This window comes from Dyella sp. 01N36 (genome assembly GCF_056399745.1).
On record NZ_JBFTRY010000004.1, the window covers coordinates 1 to 18,962 of the forward strand.

The window sequence follows — 18,962 nt, forward strand, 5'->3', positions numbered from 1 at the left end:
GGACATCCCTGTCCTGTCGAAAAACTGGCCGCATCCMTGCGGCCACCCTTCGGGCTTTCCTCCACCCGCCCGCCGCGTCATACGGGGACCCCGGGAGCCAAGAGCCAAGAGCCAAGAGCCAAGAGCCAAGAGCCAAGAGCCAAGAGCCAAGAGCCAGATTAAGAGCCAAACAACGCCCGGTCTTGCCGGGTATCTTTTTGTAGGAGCGCACTTGTGCGCGACCAGCCGACGGAGCGGTACATCTCGGCGCTGCGGTCGCGCACAAGTGCGCTCCTACAAGAGGGCGCTTACGCCGTGGGGCGCAATTGAAGGTTGCGGATAGGCTATTTGTGGGAGCGCACCCTGTGCGCGACAAGCCTACGGAGCGGTATACCCATGCGTGGCAGTCGCGCACAGGGTGCGCTCCCACAGACGAGCGGGCGTCAACCTTGGTGCAGCGAGAAAACCACGATCAGCAAGCTCAATTGGGTCGCTGGTCCGCGAACGCGTAAACGTGATCGGCCCACTGTGTGGCTTCGAGATAGATCGCTGCCATGCGGCGAATGACTTGTGGCTGCACTTCGCCACCGCGAAGGTTGCCTGCTTCCCACGCGCGGATCTGATCGAGCAGCGTCGCGAACGGTCCCTTGTTTTCCAGCAGTGCGCTGCTGATTTCGCGGGCGAGCGGCAGGTGCCACAGGACGAAATCCATCGGGGCTTCCATCATCGCGTCGAGCAGCGAGAAGAGGCCGGCGGTGAAGGCCATTTCGCGTTGTTCGGCGGGCATGTGCTGGGCGAGCTTTTCGCACATGTGGGCGCGGATGAGCGCGGCGCGCAGCAGTTCCGGCGGGCGGTCGCCGGTGCCGCTCAGCGCCATCGTGTAGATCCAGTTACGCAAGCGCGCGGCGCCGAAGAAGATGGCAGCCTGCTGCACGGATTTGAGCTGGCGCGGCAATGCGAAGTACGCGGAGTTCACGCAGCCCAGCAGCTTGTAGCTGAGGATGGCGTCGTCGCGCACGATCTGGCCTAGTTCGACCGGGCCCGGATTGCCTTCCTGCAAGGCCTTCATCAGGCGCAGCAGACTCAGGCGGCTGGCGGAGAGCACCGGCACGGCGACGGGTTCGGGCTTGAGCAGGAACTGGCCCTGGATCGCCTGCAACGGCAGCGATTCGCAGCGGTGATAGGTGTCGTGATCGTCGACATGACCGGCGACGACATGGGTGCCGCGCGCATGCAGGTATTCGCTGCGCGAGCGCAGCGTGGCCGGGTCGAGCTTGCTGGCGTCCAGGCGCACGAACTGCACGATCTTGAGCAGGGGTTCCACGGCGGGATTGAATTCCAGCGTGGTGTCACCGGCGTCGAGCATCAGCGGGCAACCGCGCTGCGCCATGCGTGCCAGGCGTTCCACCAGGGCGGCATCGGCGGCGGCCTCGGGCTGCAGCAGCACGCCGAAGCGTGGCTGGTGCTGCAGCACGTCGGTTTCTTCCATCAGCAATTCGTGCGTGAGCCTGAGGAACGTGCGGTTGCCGCGCACCAGGCGCGCGAGCGCGCCATCGGTGATGGTGGCGAGCGCGCGACGCATCAGTGTGGCTTCGTCCTCGGCATCGTCCTGGAAGACGATCTCGTAGGCGAACAGTTCGCGCTTGCTGTCCAGCATGGGCAGACGGATCACCGGCAGCGCTTGTTCGCTGGCGGTGGAGGCGTCCGAGGCGGAGGGGATGGCCGCAGCTTCGCTCATGATCAGTCGATGTGGTGACGATGGTGGAGAGGAGCGGCAACTGCCGCCTGCAAACAACCGCGCGTGCTGGAAGGCTGGACGCGCGTCATAACGTCTTAAGCCTCGGCCAACGACTGTGAGCGCAGGCTCGTGCGCAGATCACCGGTGCGGCCGTACACGCTCGCTTCGGCTTCGTTGCCGGTCAGTACGGCCAACGCCTTGCGCACTTGCTGCAGGCGCTGACCGACGAGATAACCGTTGCGCTGGTTGAGCTGCTGGCAGGCACGCAGCGACTGCAGAATCTCTTGCCAGCGGGGAGCCAGCGTGCGGCTGGCTTCCGGCGCGCCCTGGCTGAGCTGCACGCGTTCGCTGTCGAGCTGTTCCAGTCGCACCATCAGTTCGTGCTTGCTGGCGCCGGCCTGGTTGAGCGCATCGACGTCGGCCGTTTCCAGGGCGGTGCGCTCGGTGGTGAGCGCATCCATCAATTGGCCCACTGCCAGCCGCATCTCGTCCACCGCGGCGGTCAGCGCATGGTCCAGTTCGGCTTGCAGTGACGGGCTCATGACTTGCCGTTGAGCTGGTTTTCGAGGGACATCATGCGATCGGCGATCTTGCCTGCATCGACCTTGTAGGTGCCGCTCGCCAGCTGCTGGCGGATGTGCTCGACTTTCTTCGTGTCCATGGTGGCACCGCTGTTCGTGCGGGATGCTTCCTGCAAGGCACGCGCGGAGTCGGTCAGCTGGACGCGGTCGTTTGCGCCCGTGCTGCTGCCGGTGGCCTCGCTGGCCGTGGTGCTGGTCGCGCCCTGCGTGGAGCCGCTGGCCTGGCCTGTGGCGGGCTGGGGAAGCTTGGGCAAGCCGTTGTTGGAGATCGTGGTATTCATGGGTCCGTTCTCTTGGATATCTGGCCCTGTTGCTTACAGGATCGGCCGGGGGGCCGCAAACTTTAATGGCTCATGCACTGCATTCAGGGTAGCGCCAGGACTTCCCCCGGGGCCGTCACCATGGCGTCGATCACCTTGCCGGAGCTGCCGTTGCGCACCTTCAGGCGCGAACCGCTGTCCCCGCCACCCAGCGCGACGCCGCTGGCGCGGACTTCGATCCCATCCAGCCGGGACACCAGTTGCACCTGGTCGCCCGCCTTCACCGCGCTGCGCCCGCCCAGTGCCGCCGGCGTGACCACCGAGCCGGCGCCCAGGGCGCGCGAGAGCGTACGCCCCTGCAGCTCTGCCATGTCGTTGACATAGCCGTAGCCCAGGCGCGTGATGTCGCGCTCCTCGCCGCGCACGTCGTCGGCGCGAACGCCGTCACCGCGCTGCAGCGGATGAGTCAGCACCAGCACCTGGCGAAACACCTGCAATTGCACGGGCACGTGCAGAGTCCAGCCATCCGGGCCCGGGCACCTTACCAGCACGTTCATGCGTGGCATCAGACGAGCGCCTGCCTGCAGGCCCGCCGTCAGCGAGGCCGGGCAGGGCGCGAGCTGCAGCGCGTGCGTATCAAGTTCAGCGGCTTGCGCCACGACGCGGCTGCCGGGCGTCTCGTACTGGCCACGCAGCCATTGCTCGGCCGCCGTACGCGCCGCCTGTGCCGGCTCCGTCGCATGGACGGGCAGCACGAAGGCGCCGAGCAGCAGGGCGGCCAGAGGATGCTTCATAGATCGGCGAGCAGTGCGTTCAGTTGGGTCAGCAGCGTTTCGCGCTCGCCTTCGAGCTGTCGCATCAGCTGGCCCGCCTGATCGAGCTGGCCATCGCATAGCAGGGTGGCAAACGTGCTGCCTTGCTCGCGCATGCGCGCGCCAGCGGCCGAGAGTGCGCCAGCGGCGGCGTTGCTGGAGCGGCCTGCAGTGAGGCGGTCGAGCGTGCGGCTGAGGGCCTGGGTGTCGAACCAGCGGCGATCGAGCGCGGCCGGCTCCTGCAGCGCCAACTCCATCGCCTGGCGCAGGCCTTGGGCGGCTTCGCGCACGGTGAGGCTGAGGCTGGCCGGATCTTCGCCACTTTCGCTCTCCAGCCAGTCCAGCGCGAGGCGATGGCCGAGCAGGGCGCCGCGGCTCAATGCTTCGGACTGGCGGGTGGCTTCCGCCGAACGACGATGCCACGCGCCCAGCGCGGCTTGCGCCGCGACGGCGCGGGCGTGGTGGACATCCTGGTTCTTCTGCATGCTGCCGATGCGCTCGCCGATCTGGCGCAGCGCTTCGCCGCTGTCGCGCAGCGAGGTTTCGGTCTGGCTGAGGCCGCCCTGCGCGCGGTCGAGGCGCTGCAGGCCTTGCTGCACATCGCCATCCAGCTGCAGCGAGAAATCACCGATGGAGCCGGTGACCGTTTCGATCTCGTTGGTGGCCAGGCTGGTTTTCTCGGCCAGCTGTTTCACTTCGTCGGCCACGACGGCAAAGCCGCGACCAGCTTCGCCAGCGCGGGCGGCTTCGATGGCGGCATTCAATGCCACCAGGTTGGTTTGGTGGGCGATTTCCTGCACCACACTGGTGAGCTTGCGGATCTGCGCCACTTGTTCGGCGAGCTTGCTCTGGTTGCGGTTCATGGCCGACAGCGCCGTGCGCAGCAGGCGCAGCTGGCCGTCGAGCTCGCTCACGCTGCGCTCGCTGGTCTCGCCGGTCTGGCGTGCATAGTCCAGGCCGGTGCCAATCTGTTGGAGGGATGTCGAGATTCCGGCACTGCCGTCCGTCAAACGGCCGACGTCGTCGCGGCTCTCCTGCGCCGACTGGTGCATGGACGCCTGCTCGCGCGCCAGCTGCTGCGATGCACCCAGCACCAGGCCCAGCTGCTCCATCGTCTGCATGGCCACGGCCACGGGCGGCCTGGCAGTGAGAACGGCCGCCAGCAGCGGCGCCAATGCCTGCGCTGCGCGCGGATGGCGGGCCGTCAGCTGTGCGACCTGGGCGCGATCACCCGCCGCGGCAGCGCGGGCAAGTTCGGCGAGGTGCTGGCTCCAGATCAGACTCATGGGTGGATCTTTCCTTCCTTTAGGGTCGCCTCCGGCATCGGCGGCGAACGTCGGAACTTGAGAAGCAAGCGACGTGCCATGGCGATGTTGCTGCTCAAGCCGATGCGCTGGCGGCCGATACGCGGGAGATAAAGCGGCTGGGCCGCGGCGAGGAATCCGCATGAGCGCGTGGATGGACAAGGTGGAGCAGCAGACCCGGCTGGCGGGTCACAACCGCGTGGCCATGCTGTTGTTCCGGATGGGCGATGAGCAGCTGTTCGGCATCAATGTATTCAAGGTGAGGGAGGTGATGCGCCGTCCTCCGATGGAGCGCATGCCCGATGCGCATCCGCTGATTGCCGGCAGTTGCGACTACCGCGGCACGACGATACCCGTCATCGATCTGGCGGTGGCGCTGGGCTACGCGTCTTTGCGCGACGTGAGCTCGTCACACCTGATGGTCACCGAGTTCAGCCGCAGCGTGCAGGGCTTCCTGGTCGCCGAGCCGCAACGGCTGGTGCATTGCGATGGCGAATCGCTGGCTGCGCCGTCGGCAGCGCTGGGCTTTGGCAGTCGCGTCAATGCCGTGACTCGCGTGGACGGCTCCTTGGTCGCCGTGGTCGACGTGGAGCATGTGCTGGCCACGCTCAATGCCAACACCACCGAATTGTCCGCGCCGATGCAGCGCATCGCGCGCGTACATGATCTGCAGCCGCGGCGGGTGATGGTGGTGGACGATTCGCTGGTGGCGCGCAACCAGCTGGTGAACCTGTTCCGCCAGATGGACGTGGAATGCGTGGTCGCCCAGGATGGCCGCGAGGCGCTGGAGCGGCTGGAGGCGCTGGCGGAAACGCAGGGCGAGGAAAGCGTGACCCTGGTGGTGTCGGATATCGAGATGCCGCGGATGGATGGTTACGCGTTGACGCGGGCGATTCGCGAAACGGCGTCGCTGCGGTCGCTGAAGGTGGTGTTGCACAGTTCGATCAGCGGGATATTCAATGAGGCGATGGTGCGCGAGGTGAATGCGGATCGCTTTGTGGCGAAGTTTCAGCCGGATTTGTTGGCGCAGACGGTGTTGGAGTTGATGCCGGAGAGGTTTGAAGGGTTTTGATTTTTGGGGGCGATGTTGCTGAGGCCGTGATCGTCGCGACTTGCTCCCTCTCCCCTTCGGGGAGAGGGTTGGGGTGAGGGGCCAATCTAGCCTCACCGTGTGGCGGTGCTGCAGTCTTCTTTTGCTCGTCATCCCGGCGTAGGCCGGAAGCGCTCTTCAACAGCCGAATGGCTGGTCATCCGGTAGCGAAAGTCTCCGGTTGTTGCCCTATCGCCAGCGTGCCGCCTACGCGGCGGGCGTTTCGTCTGCCTGCCGGCAGCCGAGTTACTTTCTCTTGCTTGCCCAAGAGAAAGTAACCAAAGAGAAGGGCCCCCCGGATGACGCGCCTTCCGGGCCTTTGGCCCTCCAGGTGCGCGTGCGGGTTGCGGGGTTTTTCGACAGGACATCCCTGTCCTGTCGAAAAACTGGCCGCATCCATGCGGCCACCCTTCGGGCTTTCCTCCACCCGCCCGCCGCGTCATACGGGGACCCCGGGTCAAGAGCCGCATCAAGAGCCGCATCAAGAGCGCACGGCCAGTCGTTGCCCGGTGTGCTTCTCTTGTGGGAGCGCACCCTGTGCGCGACAGCCCCACGGCGCGGTACGCCGCAACTCTGCGGTCGCGCACAAGGTGCGTTCCTACAAGGGGTGCGCAGATTCGTGGGTGGCGGACCAATGATGACGGTCTGCCATTTGTGGGAGCGCACCCTGTGCGCGACAAACCTACGCAGCGGTACACCCAGCGTGGCGGTCGCGCACAGGGTGCGCTCCCACAGGCAAGCGCCAGGTGTGGCGATGGCTGAGGGTTGAGACGCTTGAGAGCATGGCGTGGACACTCCTTCAGTCCATGCGTCAGGAAGCCGCTACCGCCCGCGTCGAAATTCCGACTCCCACCCGAAAACCCACTCCAAGGCCTTGCGCAAAATCCGCGTAAACCCAGCAACGGCGCGGCCTGCCAGCCGCGTTGTGAACCGTGGCACGCAAATTGCTCAAACCGTCCCGCGGCCTCCGCCGCAGGAGTGAGTGATGAGTTCGATCAACGACAACCTGTTCGGATTGCACACGCAGGCGCTTGATACGTGGCAGCGGCGCAGTGAAGTGTTGGCGAGCAATCTGGCCAATGCGGACACGCCGGGATACCTCGCGCGCGATGTCGACTTCAAGAAGGCCATGGCCAATGCGAGTGGCAACAGCAATACGCTAGCCATGACGATTACCCAGCCGGGGCAGATCAATCCGCAGGCGCAGTCGGCGCAACAACTTGCGTATCGCACGCCCACGCAGCCCTCGATGGACGGCAATACGGTGGACACGCAGGTGGAGCAGGCGAATTTCGCCGCTAACGGCGTGCACTACCAGGCCAGCCTGTCCTTTATCACGGCGCAGATCCACATGCTGCGCACGGCCATCACCGGAGGCCAGAGCTGATGTCCTTGTTCAAGATCTTTGATGTCTCCGGTTCGGGCATGGCGGCGCAGTCGCTGCGGCTGAACACGGTGGCGTCCAACCTTGCCAATGCCGACAGCGTGTCGAGCACGCCCGAAGGCGCGTATCGCGCGAAGGAGCCGCTGTTCTCGGCGGTGCAGCGCGCGATGGGCGGGGCCAAGAGCGCCGATGCGGACAGCTCGGTGGGCGTGCAGGTGAAGGGCGTGACCGAAAGCCAGGCTGACGTGCAGGCGCGTTACGAGCCGGGCAATCCGATGGCAGATGACACGGGTTACGTCTATGGCAGCAACGTCAACCCCATCGATGAGCTGGTGAACATGATCACGGCGTCGCGCTCGTACCAGAACAACGTCGAGGCGATGAATACCACCAAGCAGCTGATGCTCAAGACACTCGACCTCGGCAAGTAAGCCGGCAGGAAACCCCATGTCCACGATTCCAAGCAGCACCAGCAATACCAATACGAACAACTCGAGCAGTTCCAGCTCGAGCAGCTCGTCGAACGTGAATTCGGCGCTGTCGAGCACGATGACGCAGGCTGATTTCCTCAAGTTGATGACGGCCCAGCTGCAGGCGCAGGACCCGACCAACCCGGTCGACAACTCGCAGTTCGTTTCGCAGATGGCGCAGTTCAGCCAGTTGTCGGCCACGCAGCAGCTCGATACCGACCTCCAGACGATGAGCAGCAATGTCACGTCGAACATGCAGACCTCGCAGGTGCTGAGTTCGGCGAACCTGGTGAATCGCGATGTGCTGGTGCCGGCCGGCTCGGCCACGTTTGACGGTACTGACGCGATAAAGGGCGCCATCAATGTGACCGCCGCGAGCAGCCCTACGGTGCAGGTGCTCGATGGCAGCGGCAACGTGGTGCGCACGATTGCACTCGGCGCACAAAGCGCGGGCCTGGCGCAGTTCAGCTGGGACGGCAAGGACGATAACGGCAATACGGTGGCCAAGGGCACTTACACGCTGCAGGCGAGCAGTGGCTCGGGCAGCGCCAGCACCTCGTTGGACACCTATGTCTCCGGCACGGTGACGGGCGTGGGTTATGGCGGCAGCACGCTGGGCACGTACTTGCAGGTATCGGGCGTGGGCGGCGTGCCGCTTAGCCAGGTGGCACAGATTCTCTGACGCTACACGCGTCCACTCACACGAGGAATAGAACATGGCACTCAACACGGCGCTCAGCGGCATCAACGCTGCCCAGTCCGATCTCAACGTCATCGCCAACAACATCGCCAACGCCAACACCACCGGCTTCAAGGGTTCGCGTGCGGAGTTCGCGGACATCTTCGCGGTGACCGGCCTCAACCTCAATTCCACCGCGGTGGGCAGCGGCGTCACGCTGCAGGACGTGGCGCAGCAGTTCAATCAGGGCGACCTGCAGACCACCGGCAACAGCCTGGACCTGGCCATCAATGGCAACGGCTTTTTCGCGGTGAACAACGGCAGCGGCGTGCAGTACACGCGCGCCGGCGATTTCATCAAGAACTCCAACGGCTTCATCACCTCGCCGGATGGTTCGCGCCTGCAGATCTACCCGCCCAACGGCAATGGCGGCTTCGACATGAGCACGCTGTCCGACTTCAGCTGGCAGACCGCGCAGAGCAGCGCCACGGCGACCTCGTCGATCACCTTGTCGTCGAACCTGCCGGCCAGCGCCACCGTGCCGACCAATCCGTTCAGCACCACCGATTCGACCAGCTACAACAACGCCGCGCCGGTCACCGTGTACGACTCGCAGGGTGGCTCGCACCAGGCCACGATCTACTACGTGAAGACCGGCACCAATACCTGGAACGCCAATCTTTATGTGGACGGCCAGAGCGCCGGCACGCAGCCGATGACGTTCGACAGCACCGGCAAGCTCACCACGCCGACCACCGGCACGTTGGCCTTCAACCCGGTCAATCTCGGCAACGGTTCTTCGCCGCTGACGCTGTCGCTCAACGTGACGAATATCACTCAGTTCGGTACGGACTACTCGGCCGCCCCGATCATCCAGAACGGCTTCGAAGCAGGCACCTTGTCGGGTCTGGACATCGACGAAAAGGGTGTGGTCACGGCGACCTATTCGAACAACCAGAGCACGCAGATCGGCCAGGTGGCCATCGCCAACTTCGCCAACGTGCAGGGCCTGCGCCAGCTGGGCAATACCACCTGGGTGGCGAGCACCGATTCGGGCCCGGCCACGATGGGTACGGCGAACTCGGGCGAGTTCGGCACCATCGAGTCCGGCGAGCTGGAAAGCTCCAACACGGCCGATACCACCGCACAGCTGGTCGACATGATCCAGGCCCAGCGCAACTACCAGGCCAATGCGCAGGTGCTGTCGACCGACAACACGCTGGCGTCGTCCCTGTTCAACGCCGTCTCGCGCTGATAAGCCATGGACCGTTCCGTCTACGTAGCGATGACCGGGGCGACGCAGATCATGCGCGCCCAGGACGCGGTGAGCCACAACCTGGCCAATGCGTCCACGGTCGGCTTCAAGAGCCAGATGTCCGCGTTCCAGAGCGTGCCGGTGCTTGGCGATGGCACGCCAGCGCGTATCAATGCGGTGACCCATGGCATTGGCCAGAGCAGCGCGCAGGGTTCGCCGGTCAACACCGGGCGTTCGCTGGATATTTCGGTGCGCGGTCCCGGTTTCATTGCGGTGCAGGCGCCGGACGGTTCGGAAGGCTATACGCGTGCGGGCGATCTTCAGCTCACCGCCGATGGTGGGCTGACCGATTCGCGCGGCAACCCGGTGATGGGCAGTTCCGGGCCCATCACCATTCCGCCGTCGACGGATATCAGCGTCGGTTCCGACGGCACGATTTCAACCGTGCCGCAGGGGCAGGGCCCGAACTCGGTATCGCAGATCGACCGCATCAAGCTGGTCAATCCCGATGTCGCGCAGATGACGCAGGCTGGCGACGGCCTGATGCATATGAGCGATGGCAGCACGGCCGCCGCCGATGAAAACATCACCATCGCCTCGGGCGAGCTCGAAGGCAGCAACGTCAATGCATCGGCGGAGCTGGTGAAGATGATCGCGCTTTCGCGCCAGTACGACATGCAGGTGAAGTCCATCAAGACCTCCGAGGACAACGCCGATTCCAGCCTCAAGCTGCTGCAGTCCAACTAAGCCTGACTTACACGGAGTAACCGATGTTTTCTTCCCTGTGGATTGCCAAGACCGGCCTGGACGCGCAGCAGACGCGCATGGACGTGATCTCCAACAACCTGGCCAACGCCAACACCACCGCGTTCAAGAGTTCGCGTGCGGCGTTCCAGGACCTGATGTACCAGAACAAGGGCCAACCCGGATCGCAGACCACCGAGCAGACGCTCAACCCGTCGGGCCTGATGCTGGGCACCGGCGTGAAAGTGGTGGGCAACGAAAAGCTGTTCACCGAAGGCAACCTGACCCAGACCGGCGGCTCGATGGATGTGGCCATCCAGGGTCGCGGCTTCCTGCAGGTGAGCATGCCCGATGGCAGCGTGGCGTATACGCGCGACGGCGCGCTGCATACCGATCCCAATGGCCAGCTGGTGACCGCGGACGGCTATCCGCTCGAGCCGGCCATCACCATGCCGCCGGGCGTGCAGAACATCACCATCGGCACGGACGGCACGGTCTCGGCCACTACAACGTCGTCCGCGACGCCGCAGACGCTGGGCACGCTGCAACTGGCCGACTTCATCAATCCCGCCGGCCTGCAGCCGCTGGGCCAGAACCTTTATGTGGAGACCGCCTCGAGCGGCGCGCCGCAGACGGGCCAGCCTGCGCTCAACGGCATGGGCTCGCTGCTGCAGGGTTCGCTGGAATCGTCCAACGTCAACGTGGTGGCCGAGATGGTCAACATGATTGAAACCCAGCGCACCTACGAAATGAATTCCAAGGCGATCAGCAGCACCGACCAGATGCTGCAAGACCTGACCGACAAGATGTGAGAACCGTCATGCTGTCCTTGCGCTTCCTCAATCGGATCAGTGTCGTGGTGGCCATCGTCGGCCTCGTGGGCTGCGTCATGCCGCAGCCGCGCGACGATCACCAGTGGGCGGCCACCATGCCGGCGGAACAGACCGCGGCGCCGCCGACCGATGGCTCGATCTACCACGCCGAGCAAGGCATGGAGTTGTTCAACGATGCGCGCGCGCATCGCGTGGGCGACATCCTTACCATCTCGCTGGTGGAGAGCACGCAGGCGTCGAAGAAGGCCAGCACCAGCACCAGCAAGAAGGACACCGCCAGCATCGATGCGCCGACCATTCTCGGTCAGGGCCTGAGCATCGGCGGCAAGGTGGCCAATACCACCACCAATGGCGACCGCAGCTTCGACGGCAGCGGCGACAGCAGCCAGAGCAACCAGCTGACCGGCTCGATCACGGTGACCGTCGCGCAGCGCCTATCCAACGGCAACCTGCTGGTGCGCGGCGAGAAGATGCTCACCATCAACCAGGGACAGGAGCTGATCCGCATCTCCGGCATCGTGCGTCCGCAGGACATCCTGCAGGACAACAGCGTGCCGTCGACGCGCGTGGCGGCAGCGCAGATTGCCTATACCGGCAAGGGTTCACTGGCTGATGCGAATACGCAGGGCTGGTTGTCGCGCTTCTTCAGCTCAAAATGGATGCCGTACTGATGAACATCCGTCGCTTGCTCCCGCGCGTCTCGCTCGTTCGTCTCCGCGAACGCGTTGCATCGGCGCTAAGCAGTACGGCCATCGTGCTGTGCGCGTGCCTCTCGGTGAACCAACCGCTACATGCGGACAAGATCCGCGACCTCACCCAGGTCGCCGGCGTGCGCAGCAATCAGTTGATCGGTTATGGCCTGGTGGTAGGCCTGGATGGCAGTGGCGACCAGACCACGCAGGCGCCGTTCACCACGCAGAGTCTGGAAAACATGCTGGTGCAGTTCGGCATCACGGTGCCGGCCAATGTGCGTCCGCAGCTGAAGAACGCAGCAGCCGTCACGGTCACCGCACAGCTGCCGCCGTTCGCCAAGCCGGGGCAGGCGATCGATGTCACGGTGGCGTCGATCGGCAATGCCAAGAGCATTCGCGGCGGCGAATTGTTGATGACGCCGCTGCGCGGTGCCGACGGCAATGTGTATGCGATGGCGCAGGGCAGTGTGGTGGTGGGTGGCATCAGCGCGCAGGGCAAGAGCGGCTCCAGCGTGCAGGTGAATATTTCCGCCAGCGGTCGCGTGCCCAATGGCGCGACGGTGGAGCGTGCGGTGGCTTCCGCGTTTTCCAACGGCGGCGACCTCGTGCTCAATCTCAACACGGCCGACTTCACCACGGCGACGCGCGTGGCAGAAGCAGTCAATCGCACCTACGGCGCCGGCACCGCGAGTGCGCTCGATGGTGGCTCGGTGAGCGTGCGTGGTCCGCTCGATCCGGCCCAGCGCGTGGCATGGCTGGGCGCGATCCAGGGCATCGAAGTGACGCCGGGCGATGCGCCCGCGCGCGTGGTGGTCAACTCGCGCACCGGCACCGTGGTGATCGGACAGGAAGTGCGCGTGACGCCTGCCGCCGTGGCGCACGGCTCGATCCAGGTGACGATTTCCGAGAATCCGCAGGTATCGCAGCCGGCGCCCTTCAGCAAGGGTGGGCAGACGGTGGTGGTGCCGCAAAGCGACGTGCAGGTCAGCGAAGACGGCGGCCACATGTTCAAGTTCGGCCCGGGTACGAATCTCGACACCATCGTGCGTGCGGTAAATCAGGTGGGCGCCTCGCCCAGCGATCTGATCTCCATCCTGCAGGCGCTCAAGCAGGCGGGTGCGCTGCATGCGGAGCTGGTGGTGATCTGATGGCGATCTCGGGCGACGCTGCCAGCAGTCTGAATACCTGGACCGATCTGTCCGGGTTCGCCGCGTTGCGCCAGAGCGCGCAGAGCGACGCCAAGGCGGCGCTGCCGGCGGTGGCCAAGCAGTTCGAGTCGATCTTCACCCAGATGATGCTCAAGTCGATGCGCGACGCGAGCAGCGGCGACGGCTTGTTCGACAGCGATGCCGGCAACCAGTGGCGCGACATGTTCGACCAGCAGTTGTCGGTGCAGCTGTCGCAGGGCGGCAATGGCATCGGCATCGCGCAGATGCTGGTGCGCCAGTTGGGCGGCGCACTCGGCGGCAAGTCGGATGGCGCGACCGGCGACGCCAGTGGCAGCAAGACGGCCGGTGCGGCAGGCCTGGACGACAGCTGGCAGAAGCGCCTCAGCGACATCGCAGGTTCGGCGCGGCAGGTCGGCGAGAAGGTGCTCAAGCTGATGCCGGCCGACGCGGAAGATTTCGTGCGCCAGCTGGCGCCTTATGCGCAAAAGGCTGCGGAGAAACTCGGTGTATCGGTACGCGCGGTGTTGGCGCAGGCCGCGCTGGAAACGCAGTGGGGCCAGCACATGCCGGCGCATTCCAACGGCAATACCAGCAACAACCTGTTCGGCATGAAGGCCGGGCAGAGCTGGGGCGGCGAAAAGGTAAGCGTGCCCACGCTGGAATTCGAAGATGGCGTGGCAGTGCATCGCCGCGCGCAGTTCCGCTCCTACGACAACCCGGGCCAGTCGTTCGACGACTACGCCCAACTGATTGCCGACAACCCGCGTTATGCCAAGGCGCTCAACCATGGCGAAGACGTGGTGGGCTTCGCCCGCGGACTCGCCAGCGGTGGTTATGCGACCGATCCGTCCTATGCGCAAAAAATCGTGGCCATCGCCAATAGTCCCCAGATGCGTGACGCACTCGACGCCATCGGGCAAGCCGCCCTCAAGAAAGTCGGCGTCGCGCCGAACCCCTCCCAGTGATTGCCCCGGAATGACATATGTCTAACCTTCTCAGCATTGGTACCTCAGGGCTGAACGCCGCACAGGTGGCGTTGACCACCGTGGGCAACAACATCAGCAACGTCAACACGGCGGGCTATAGCCGTCAGACGGTGCTGCAGACCGAGGCCATCTCGCAGGCCGGCGGCAACTACACCATCGGCAGCGGCGTCAATGTGCAGGCGGTGCAGCGCGCTTACAGCGACTTCCTCACCACCGCGTTGTGGACGTCCAATTCCAGCCTGCAGCGCGCCACCACGTACAACAGCCTGGCCACCACGCTCAACAGTTCGCTCTCGGCCAGCGGCAACTTGCAGACTGCGCTGGATAACTTCTATGGCGCGTTCAGCACGGTCGCCAATACGCCAGGCGTGGCCTCGAGCCGTCAGTCGCTGCTGGGCAGCGCCGGCCAGGCCGTCACGGTGTTCAATACGCTGGGCCAGCAGCTCGCGGCGCAGCAGAGCCAGGTGAATGCGCAGATTTCGACCACGGTCGACAGCATCAACAACGTCTCGGCCAATATCGCCAGCGTGAACGCGCAGATCCATGCGGCGGGCAACAATGTTCCCAACGACCTGCTCGACCAGCGCGACAACCTGGTGCAGACGCTGTCGGGTTATCTGGGTGTGTCTGCCTATACGCAGAGCGACGGCACGGTCAGCGTGTATACCTCGAGCGGCGCGGCGCTGGTCACCGGCGACAAATCGTTTGCGCTCAAGACCGGCAACAATCAGTACGACGCCTCGCGCACCGAAGTGCTCGACAACACCGGCACCGTGGTCAGCAGCAAATTGAGCGGCGGCTCGCTGGGTGCGTTGCTCGATTACCGCGGCAACGTGCTCGACAGCGTGCAGAACCAGCTCGGCCAGGCGGCCGTGGCGCTGTCCACCAGCGTCAACACGCAGCAGTCCAAGGGCCTGGATCAATACGGCAAGCAGGGCGGGCCGATGTTCAGCGTACCGTCGCCGGCCGTGCTGCCCAGCAATCTCAACAAGGGCACGGCCAGCGTGTCGGCGAGCATCAGCGACGTGTCGCAGCTCACCGGTTCGGACTATGTGCTGAGCTACGACGGCAGCAACTGGAGCATGGCGACCACCGCCGGCCAGAGCGTGCCGATGACGGCCAACCCGGATGGCACGTATTCCGCCGACGGCATGACGCTGACGCTGTCCGGTACGGCGCAGGCGGGCGACACGTTCCAGCTGCAGCCGACGCGCCAGGCATCCACCGGCCTCGCGCTCACCATGACTGATCCCAACGGCATTGCTGCCGCAGCCGCGTTGAATGCGACGGCGGCCAAGGCCAATACCGGCAACGGCGCGATCGGCTCGGTGACGGTGACCGATCCCACCAATGCTGCCCTGCTCAGCGGCGCCACTGTCAGTTTTCCGACGTCCGGCAGCTATCAGGTGACCGACGGCTCGGGCAACGTGCTTGCCAGCGGCAGCTATGCGCCGGGGCAGACCATCAGCGCCAACGGCTGGAGCGTGACGCCGTCGGGCACACCGGCAGCCAGCGACAGCTTCAGCATCGGCGCCAACACCAACGGCCTCAACGACACCAGCAATGCGCTTGCGCTGGCCGGCCTGGCGGACAAGGGTGTGCTGGCCGGCGGCACGCAGTCGGTGATCGATGCGTACGGCACGCTGACCACCAACATCGGCACGGTGGGCAGCCAGGCAGGAAGCAACCTCACCACGCAGACCAGCCTGTTCAACCAGGCCATGTCCGCGCAGCAAAGCGTCTCGGGCGTGAACCTCGATGAAGAGGCGTCCAACATGGTCAAGTACCAGCAGGCCTACCAGGCCTCCGCGCAGGTGATTTCCACCGCGCAAACCATCTTCAGCAGCTTGCTCACCGCGATCCAGGGATAACCGTCCATGCGCCTTTCAACGAGCTGGATGTATCAGCAGTCGCTCAGCACCATGCTCAGCCAGCAGAGCGCGCTGGCGGCGACGCAGAACGAAGTCAGCACCGGCAATCGCATCAACCTGGCCTCCGACGATCCGGCCGGTGCCGGTCAGGTGGTGAGCCTCAATCATGTGATCGCGGCGAACGAGCAGTATTCGAACTCCATCGATACGGCGAACACCCGACTGAACACCGAGGCGAGCACGCTCAGCTCAGTCAACAGCGTGCTCGACAATGCACGCACGCTGGCCTTGCAGGCGGTCAACGGCACCTTGTCAGCGAGCGACCGCAACAGCATCGCCAGCCAGCTCAGCCAGATGCGCGACCAGCTCCTTCAACTGGCCAACACCACCGACAGCAACGGCAACGCGCTGTTTGCCGGCACCAGCACCACCAAGACGCCGTTCCAGTCGGATGCCAATGGCGTGGTGACTTACGGCGGCAACGATGCACAGCAACGCTCGGCAGTGGGCGCAGGCCTGCAGGTCGCCAGCAGCGATCCGGGCTCGGGCCTGTTCATGACTATTCCCATGGGTAATGGCRCGTTCGAAGCCAGTGCAGGCAGCGCCAACACCGGCACCCTGGTGGTGGGCAGCAACAGCGTTACTGATCTCAATGCGTGGAATAGCGCCACGTCCAGCAGCGGCGGCGGCTACACCATCACCTTCGGCACCGGCGGCACGTGGTCGGCGACCGATGCCAACGGCAACGCCGTGCTCGACAGCAGCGGCAACCCGGTCACTGGCACGTATACCGATGGCGGCTCGATCAGCTTCAACGGCATGACCATGGCGATGAGCGGCACGCCTGCCGCTGGCGACACGGTGTCGGTGACATCCGGTGGCCAGCAGGACATCTTCAGCACGCTCACCAACATGATCAATGCGCTGCAGAGCGGCAGCACCACCGATACGCAGCTCACCAATGTGATGAGTCGCCAGATCGAGTCGATCGACCAGACGCAGTCGGCGATCAGCTCGGTGCAGGTGTCCATCGGTGGACGCCTGGACACGCTGCAACAGCAGCAGGGCGCCTATCAGGATCTCAGCGTCACCTACAAGAGCGCACTGTCGGATGTGCAGGGCGCCGATGCGTATACCGCCATCAGCAATCTGTCGCTGCAGCAGACGGCGTTGCAGGCATCGCAGCAGATGTTTGCGCAGGTGAAGTCGATGAGCCTGTTCAACTATCTGAAGTAATCGCAGCAAGCTGCGCGCAAGGCAAACATCGCAAGAACGAGAGGAGGGCTACGCAACGTTGAATGGTTGATGGGACGGCAGAAAGGCGGGCAAGGCCCGATCCAGTGCGCTCCATCACGAATTGGCATCGAACACGGCTCAAGTAATCGCAGGACGGGCCGAAAAGTTCACTGAGGCGGATGGCATCCCACGCGGAACCTGATCGCCGGCACGCATACAGCCAATTCAACCGGTCACCGGTTACGTAGGAGAAATCCATGTCTCTCGTTATCAATACCAATATCTCGTCGCTGAACGCGCAGAACAACCTGACCAAGTCGCAGAGCGCGCTGTCCACCGCCACGCAGCGTCTGTCGTCGGGTCTGAAGATCAACAGCGCCGCCGACAACGCCGCCGGCTTCGCCATCTCGCAGCGCTACACCACGCAGATCGGCGGCCTCGGCCAGGCCAGCGCCAACGCGTCGGACGCCATCAACCTGGCGCAGACCGCAGGTTCCGCCCTGGACCAGGTCACCGCCAACCTGCAGGCGATCCGCGACCTCGCGGTGCAGTCGGCCAACGGTACCTACACCGATTCGGACCGCGCCTCGATCGACCAGGAAGTGCAGCAGCGCCTGGCTGAAATCACCCGTATCGCCAACCAGACCACGTTCAACGGTTCGAACGTGCTGGACGGCTCGATGAAGACGAAGAGCTTCCAGATCGGCGCCGACGTCGGCCAGACCATCTCGGTGAGCCTGGGCACCAGCGTGAAGTCGAGCGCCATGGGCCAGGTTGCCGAAGTGGCCTCGGGCGACATCAGCAATGCGTTCAAGGGCTATACGCTCGCCGCTGGCGCGCTGAACGTCTCCGTCGACGGCGGCACCACCAACGTTGCCGTTGCTGCTGGCACCTACCACAGCGCCGGTGACCTGGCTGCCGCCATCAACACGGCTGCGGGCAGCTCGGTGGCGTCGGTTGACAGCACGACGGGCGAACTGAAGATCAACAACGGCGGCGCCGCTGCCCTGACCTTCACCGGCGCAGCTGCCACCACGCTCGGCCTGCCGGCCTCGACCGCCGCTGCCGGCACCGGTGCCTCCACGGGCGTCGTGGCCGCCACGGGCGATCTGTCGAAGGAAGGCCTGACCATCAATGGCACGGCCATCGACCTGAGCAGCGCCAAGAGCCTGCAGGACGTGTCCGACGCCATCAATGCCGCCGGTATCACGGGCGTCAGCGCGGCAGTGAACGGTGCCGGCAACGGCATCAACTTCTACTCCGCCGGTGCGCTGACGGTTGGCGACACCAAGGGTCAGATCGTCGGCGCGTCCGCTACGGACGTGAACGCCGGTGCGACCTACACCCAGGGCACCTCGGCCGCGACCGGTGGCTCGCTCGCCACGGGTAGCGTGGGCACGGTGGATTCGGCCAACGACCTGATCTCCCGCGTCGACGTCGCCCTGAAGACGGTCAGCGATTTCGCTGCCCAGCTGGGTGCGGTGCAGAACCGCTTCCAGTCGACCATCTCCACGGTGGCCGCTCAGACCACCAACCTGCAGGCTTCGCAGTCGACCATCCAGGACGCGGATTTCGCGGCCGAGACGGCCAACCTCAGCAAGGCGCAGGTGCTTCAGCAGGCGGGTATCTCGGTGCTGGCCCAGGCCAACTCCAACCCGCAGCAGGTTCTCAAGCTGTTGCAGTAACGGACGCAGGCCCGGATGCGACTCCTCCCGAGTCGCATCCACCGCGGCCGGATCTACCACCAGGCGGGTTGCCCCTCGCAGCCCGCCCGGTGTTTCGGGAGCTTCCGGCAAAGTCTTCATGCGTGAAGATTTTGCCGGGGGCTCGAAAACTTCCGCCACGGCGGAATCACTTCGGGAAACGGACAAGGTAGTGC

At 64.8% G+C, this 18,962-nt stretch carries 18 protein-coding genes; 13 read left to right on the forward strand and 5 right to left on the reverse strand.

Annotated features, from left to right (window positions below; translation table 11 throughout):
* Nucleotides 1-460 precede the first annotated feature (460 nt).
* From AC1DMG_RS01750 to AC1DMG_RS01770, 5 genes are all read right to left on the reverse strand, one after another.
* Nucleotides 461-1,717, reverse strand: coding sequence for an EAL and HDOD domain-containing protein (locus tag AC1DMG_RS01750; RefSeq protein WP_441603003.1), 1,257 nt, complete (start codon nt 1,715-1,717; stop codon nt 461-463).
* A 95-nt stretch (nt 1,718-1,812) separates the two neighbouring features.
* Entirely contained in the window at nt 1,813-2,259 is a 447-nt protein-coding gene (locus AC1DMG_RS01755; protein ID WP_477176975.1) for a flagella synthesis protein FlgN, read from the reverse strand.
* Entirely contained in the window at nt 2,256-2,579 is a 324-nt protein-coding gene (gene flgM / locus AC1DMG_RS01760) for a flagellar biosynthesis anti-sigma factor FlgM (protein ID WP_441603001.1), read from the reverse strand. The genes AC1DMG_RS01755 and flgM overlap by 4 nt, the downstream gene beginning before the upstream one ends.
* Nucleotides 2,580-2,662: 83 nt before the next feature.
* A complete protein-coding gene (gene flgA / locus AC1DMG_RS01765) occupies nt 2,663-3,352 on the reverse strand; it encodes a flagellar basal body P-ring formation chaperone FlgA (protein WP_477176976.1) in 690 nt (229 codons plus the stop codon).
* The gene (locus tag AC1DMG_RS01770) at nt 3,349-4,656 is read right to left on the reverse strand and encodes a methyl-accepting chemotaxis protein (RefSeq protein ID WP_477176977.1); all 1,308 of its coding nucleotides are present in this window, start codon (nt 4,654-4,656) and stop codon (nt 3,349-3,351) included. The genes flgA and AC1DMG_RS01770 overlap by 4 nt, the downstream gene beginning before the upstream one ends.
* 160 nt (nt 4,657-4,816) lie before the next feature.
* Here AC1DMG_RS01770 and AC1DMG_RS01775 point away from each other — a divergent pair, with 160 nt between their 5' ends.
* The 13 genes from AC1DMG_RS01775 to AC1DMG_RS01835 all read left to right on the forward strand — a co-directional run bounded on the left by AC1DMG_RS01775 (nt 4,817) and on the right by AC1DMG_RS01835 (nt 18,768).
* Nucleotides 4,817-5,746, forward strand: a complete 930-nt coding sequence (locus tag AC1DMG_RS01775) for a chemotaxis protein (RefSeq protein WP_477180136.1) — start codon at nt 4,817-4,819, stop codon at nt 5,744-5,746.
* A 1,003-nt stretch (nt 5,747-6,749) separates the two neighbouring features.
* The gene (flgB, locus tag AC1DMG_RS01780) at nt 6,750-7,151 is read left to right on the forward strand and encodes a flagellar basal body rod protein FlgB (RefSeq protein ID WP_441602997.1); all 402 of its coding nucleotides are present in this window, start codon (nt 6,750-6,752) and stop codon (nt 7,149-7,151) included.
* Nucleotides 7,151-7,579, forward strand: coding sequence for a flagellar basal body rod protein FlgC (gene flgC / locus AC1DMG_RS01785; protein ID WP_477176979.1), 429 nt, complete (start codon nt 7,151-7,153; stop codon nt 7,577-7,579). The genes flgB and flgC overlap by 1 nt, the downstream gene beginning before the upstream one ends.
* 16 nt (nt 7,580-7,595) lie before the next feature.
* Nucleotides 7,596-8,300, forward strand: a complete 705-nt coding sequence (locus AC1DMG_RS01790) for a flagellar hook assembly protein FlgD (protein ID WP_477178551.1) — start codon at nt 7,596-7,598, stop codon at nt 8,298-8,300.
* Between the two features lie 34 nt (nt 8,301-8,334).
* Nucleotides 8,335-9,552, forward strand: coding sequence for a flagellar hook protein FlgE (flgE, locus tag AC1DMG_RS01795; protein WP_441602994.1), 1,218 nt, complete (start codon nt 8,335-8,337; stop codon nt 9,550-9,552).
* A 6-nt stretch (nt 9,553-9,558) separates the two neighbouring features.
* Entirely contained in the window at nt 9,559-10,299 is a 741-nt protein-coding gene (gene flgF / locus AC1DMG_RS01800; RefSeq protein WP_441602993.1) for a flagellar basal-body rod protein FlgF, read from the forward strand.
* A gap of 23 nt (nt 10,300-10,322) precedes the next feature.
* Entirely contained in the window at nt 10,323-11,108 is a 786-nt protein-coding gene (gene flgG / locus AC1DMG_RS01805; RefSeq protein WP_046973171.1) for a flagellar basal-body rod protein FlgG, read from the forward strand.
* A gap of 8 nt (nt 11,109-11,116) precedes the next feature.
* The gene (flgH, locus tag AC1DMG_RS01810; protein WP_477176981.1) at nt 11,117-11,800 is read left to right on the forward strand and encodes a flagellar basal body L-ring protein FlgH; all 684 of its coding nucleotides are present in this window, start codon (nt 11,117-11,119) and stop codon (nt 11,798-11,800) included.
* Nucleotides 11,800-12,969 carry a flagellar basal body P-ring protein FlgI gene (locus AC1DMG_RS01815; RefSeq protein WP_477176982.1) on the forward strand — a complete coding sequence of 390 codons (1,170 nt, stop codon included), beginning with the start codon at nt 11,800-11,802 and terminating at the stop codon, nt 12,967-12,969. The genes flgH and AC1DMG_RS01815 overlap by 1 nt, the downstream gene beginning before the upstream one ends.
* Nucleotides 12,969-13,955: a flagellar assembly peptidoglycan hydrolase FlgJ gene (gene flgJ / locus AC1DMG_RS01820; RefSeq protein WP_477176983.1), complete on the forward strand. Its 987-nt coding sequence runs from the start codon at nt 12,969-12,971 to the stop codon at nt 13,953-13,955. The genes AC1DMG_RS01815 and flgJ overlap by 1 nt, the downstream gene beginning before the upstream one ends.
* Nucleotides 13,956-13,972: 17 nt before the next feature.
* Complete coding sequence (gene flgK, locus AC1DMG_RS01825) at nt 13,973-15,847, forward strand: flagellar hook-associated protein FlgK (protein ID WP_477176984.1); 1,875 nt, start codon at nt 13,973-13,975, stop codon at nt 15,845-15,847.
* A gap of 6 nt (nt 15,848-15,853) precedes the next feature.
* A complete protein-coding gene (flgL, locus tag AC1DMG_RS01830; RefSeq protein ID WP_477180137.1) occupies nt 15,854-17,083 on the forward strand; it encodes a flagellar hook-associated protein FlgL in 1,230 nt (409 codons plus the stop codon).
* A gap of 257 nt (nt 17,084-17,340) precedes the next feature.
* Nucleotides 17,341-18,768, forward strand: coding sequence for a flagellin N-terminal helical domain-containing protein (locus AC1DMG_RS01835; RefSeq protein WP_441602987.1), 1,428 nt, complete (start codon nt 17,341-17,343; stop codon nt 18,766-18,768).
* Nucleotides 18,769-18,962 lie beyond the last annotated feature (194 nt).

What these genes read in the sequence shown, in the direction of transcription:
- flgB (WP_441602997.1), top strand. Translation starts at nt 6,750, where the DNA reads ATGAGTTCGATCAACGACAACCTGTTCGGATTGCACACGCAGGCGCTT.
- AC1DMG_RS01750 (WP_441603003.1), bottom strand. Translation starts at nt 1,717, where the DNA reads ATGAGCGAAGCTGCGGCCATCCCCTCCGCCTCGGACGCCTCCACCGCC.
- AC1DMG_RS01775 (WP_477180136.1), top strand. Translation starts at nt 4,817, where the DNA reads ATGAGCGCGTGGATGGACAAGGTGGAGCAGCAGACCCGGCTGGCGGGT.
- flgJ (WP_477176983.1), top strand. Translation starts at nt 12,969, where the DNA reads ATGGCGATCTCGGGCGACGCTGCCAGCAGTCTGAATACCTGGACCGAT.
- AC1DMG_RS01835 (WP_441602987.1), top strand. Translation starts at nt 17,341, where the DNA reads ATGTCTCTCGTTATCAATACCAATATCTCGTCGCTGAACGCGCAGAAC.
- AC1DMG_RS01770 (WP_477176977.1), bottom strand. Translation starts at nt 4,656, where the DNA reads ATGAGTCTGATCTGGAGCCAGCACCTCGCCGAACTTGCCCGCGCTGCC.
- AC1DMG_RS01790 (WP_477178551.1), top strand. Translation starts at nt 7,596, where the DNA reads ATGTCCACGATTCCAAGCAGCACCAGCAATACCAATACGAACAACTCG.
- AC1DMG_RS01815 (WP_477176982.1), top strand. Translation starts at nt 11,800, where the DNA reads ATGAACATCCGTCGCTTGCTCCCGCGCGTCTCGCTCGTTCGTCTCCGC.
- flgF (WP_441602993.1), top strand. Translation starts at nt 9,559, where the DNA reads ATGGACCGTTCCGTCTACGTAGCGATGACCGGGGCGACGCAGATCATG.
- flgG (WP_046973171.1), top strand. Translation starts at nt 10,323, where the DNA reads ATGTTTTCTTCCCTGTGGATTGCCAAGACCGGCCTGGACGCGCAGCAG.
- flgH (WP_477176981.1), top strand. Translation starts at nt 11,117, where the DNA reads ATGCTGTCCTTGCGCTTCCTCAATCGGATCAGTGTCGTGGTGGCCATC.
- flgM (WP_441603001.1), bottom strand. Translation starts at nt 2,579, where the DNA reads ATGAATACCACGATCTCCAACAACGGCTTGCCCAAGCTTCCCCAGCCC.
- flgC (WP_477176979.1), top strand. Translation starts at nt 7,151, where the DNA reads ATGTCCTTGTTCAAGATCTTTGATGTCTCCGGTTCGGGCATGGCGGCG.
- flgA (WP_477176976.1), bottom strand. Translation starts at nt 3,352, where the DNA reads ATGAAGCATCCTCTGGCCGCCCTGCTGCTCGGCGCCTTCGTGCTGCCC.
- flgE (WP_441602994.1), top strand. Translation starts at nt 8,335, where the DNA reads ATGGCACTCAACACGGCGCTCAGCGGCATCAACGCTGCCCAGTCCGAT.
- AC1DMG_RS01755 (WP_477176975.1), bottom strand. Translation starts at nt 2,259, where the DNA reads ATGAGCCCGTCACTGCAAGCCGAACTGGACCATGCGCTGACCGCCGCG.
- flgK (WP_477176984.1), top strand. Translation starts at nt 13,973, where the DNA reads ATGTCTAACCTTCTCAGCATTGGTACCTCAGGGCTGAACGCCGCACAG.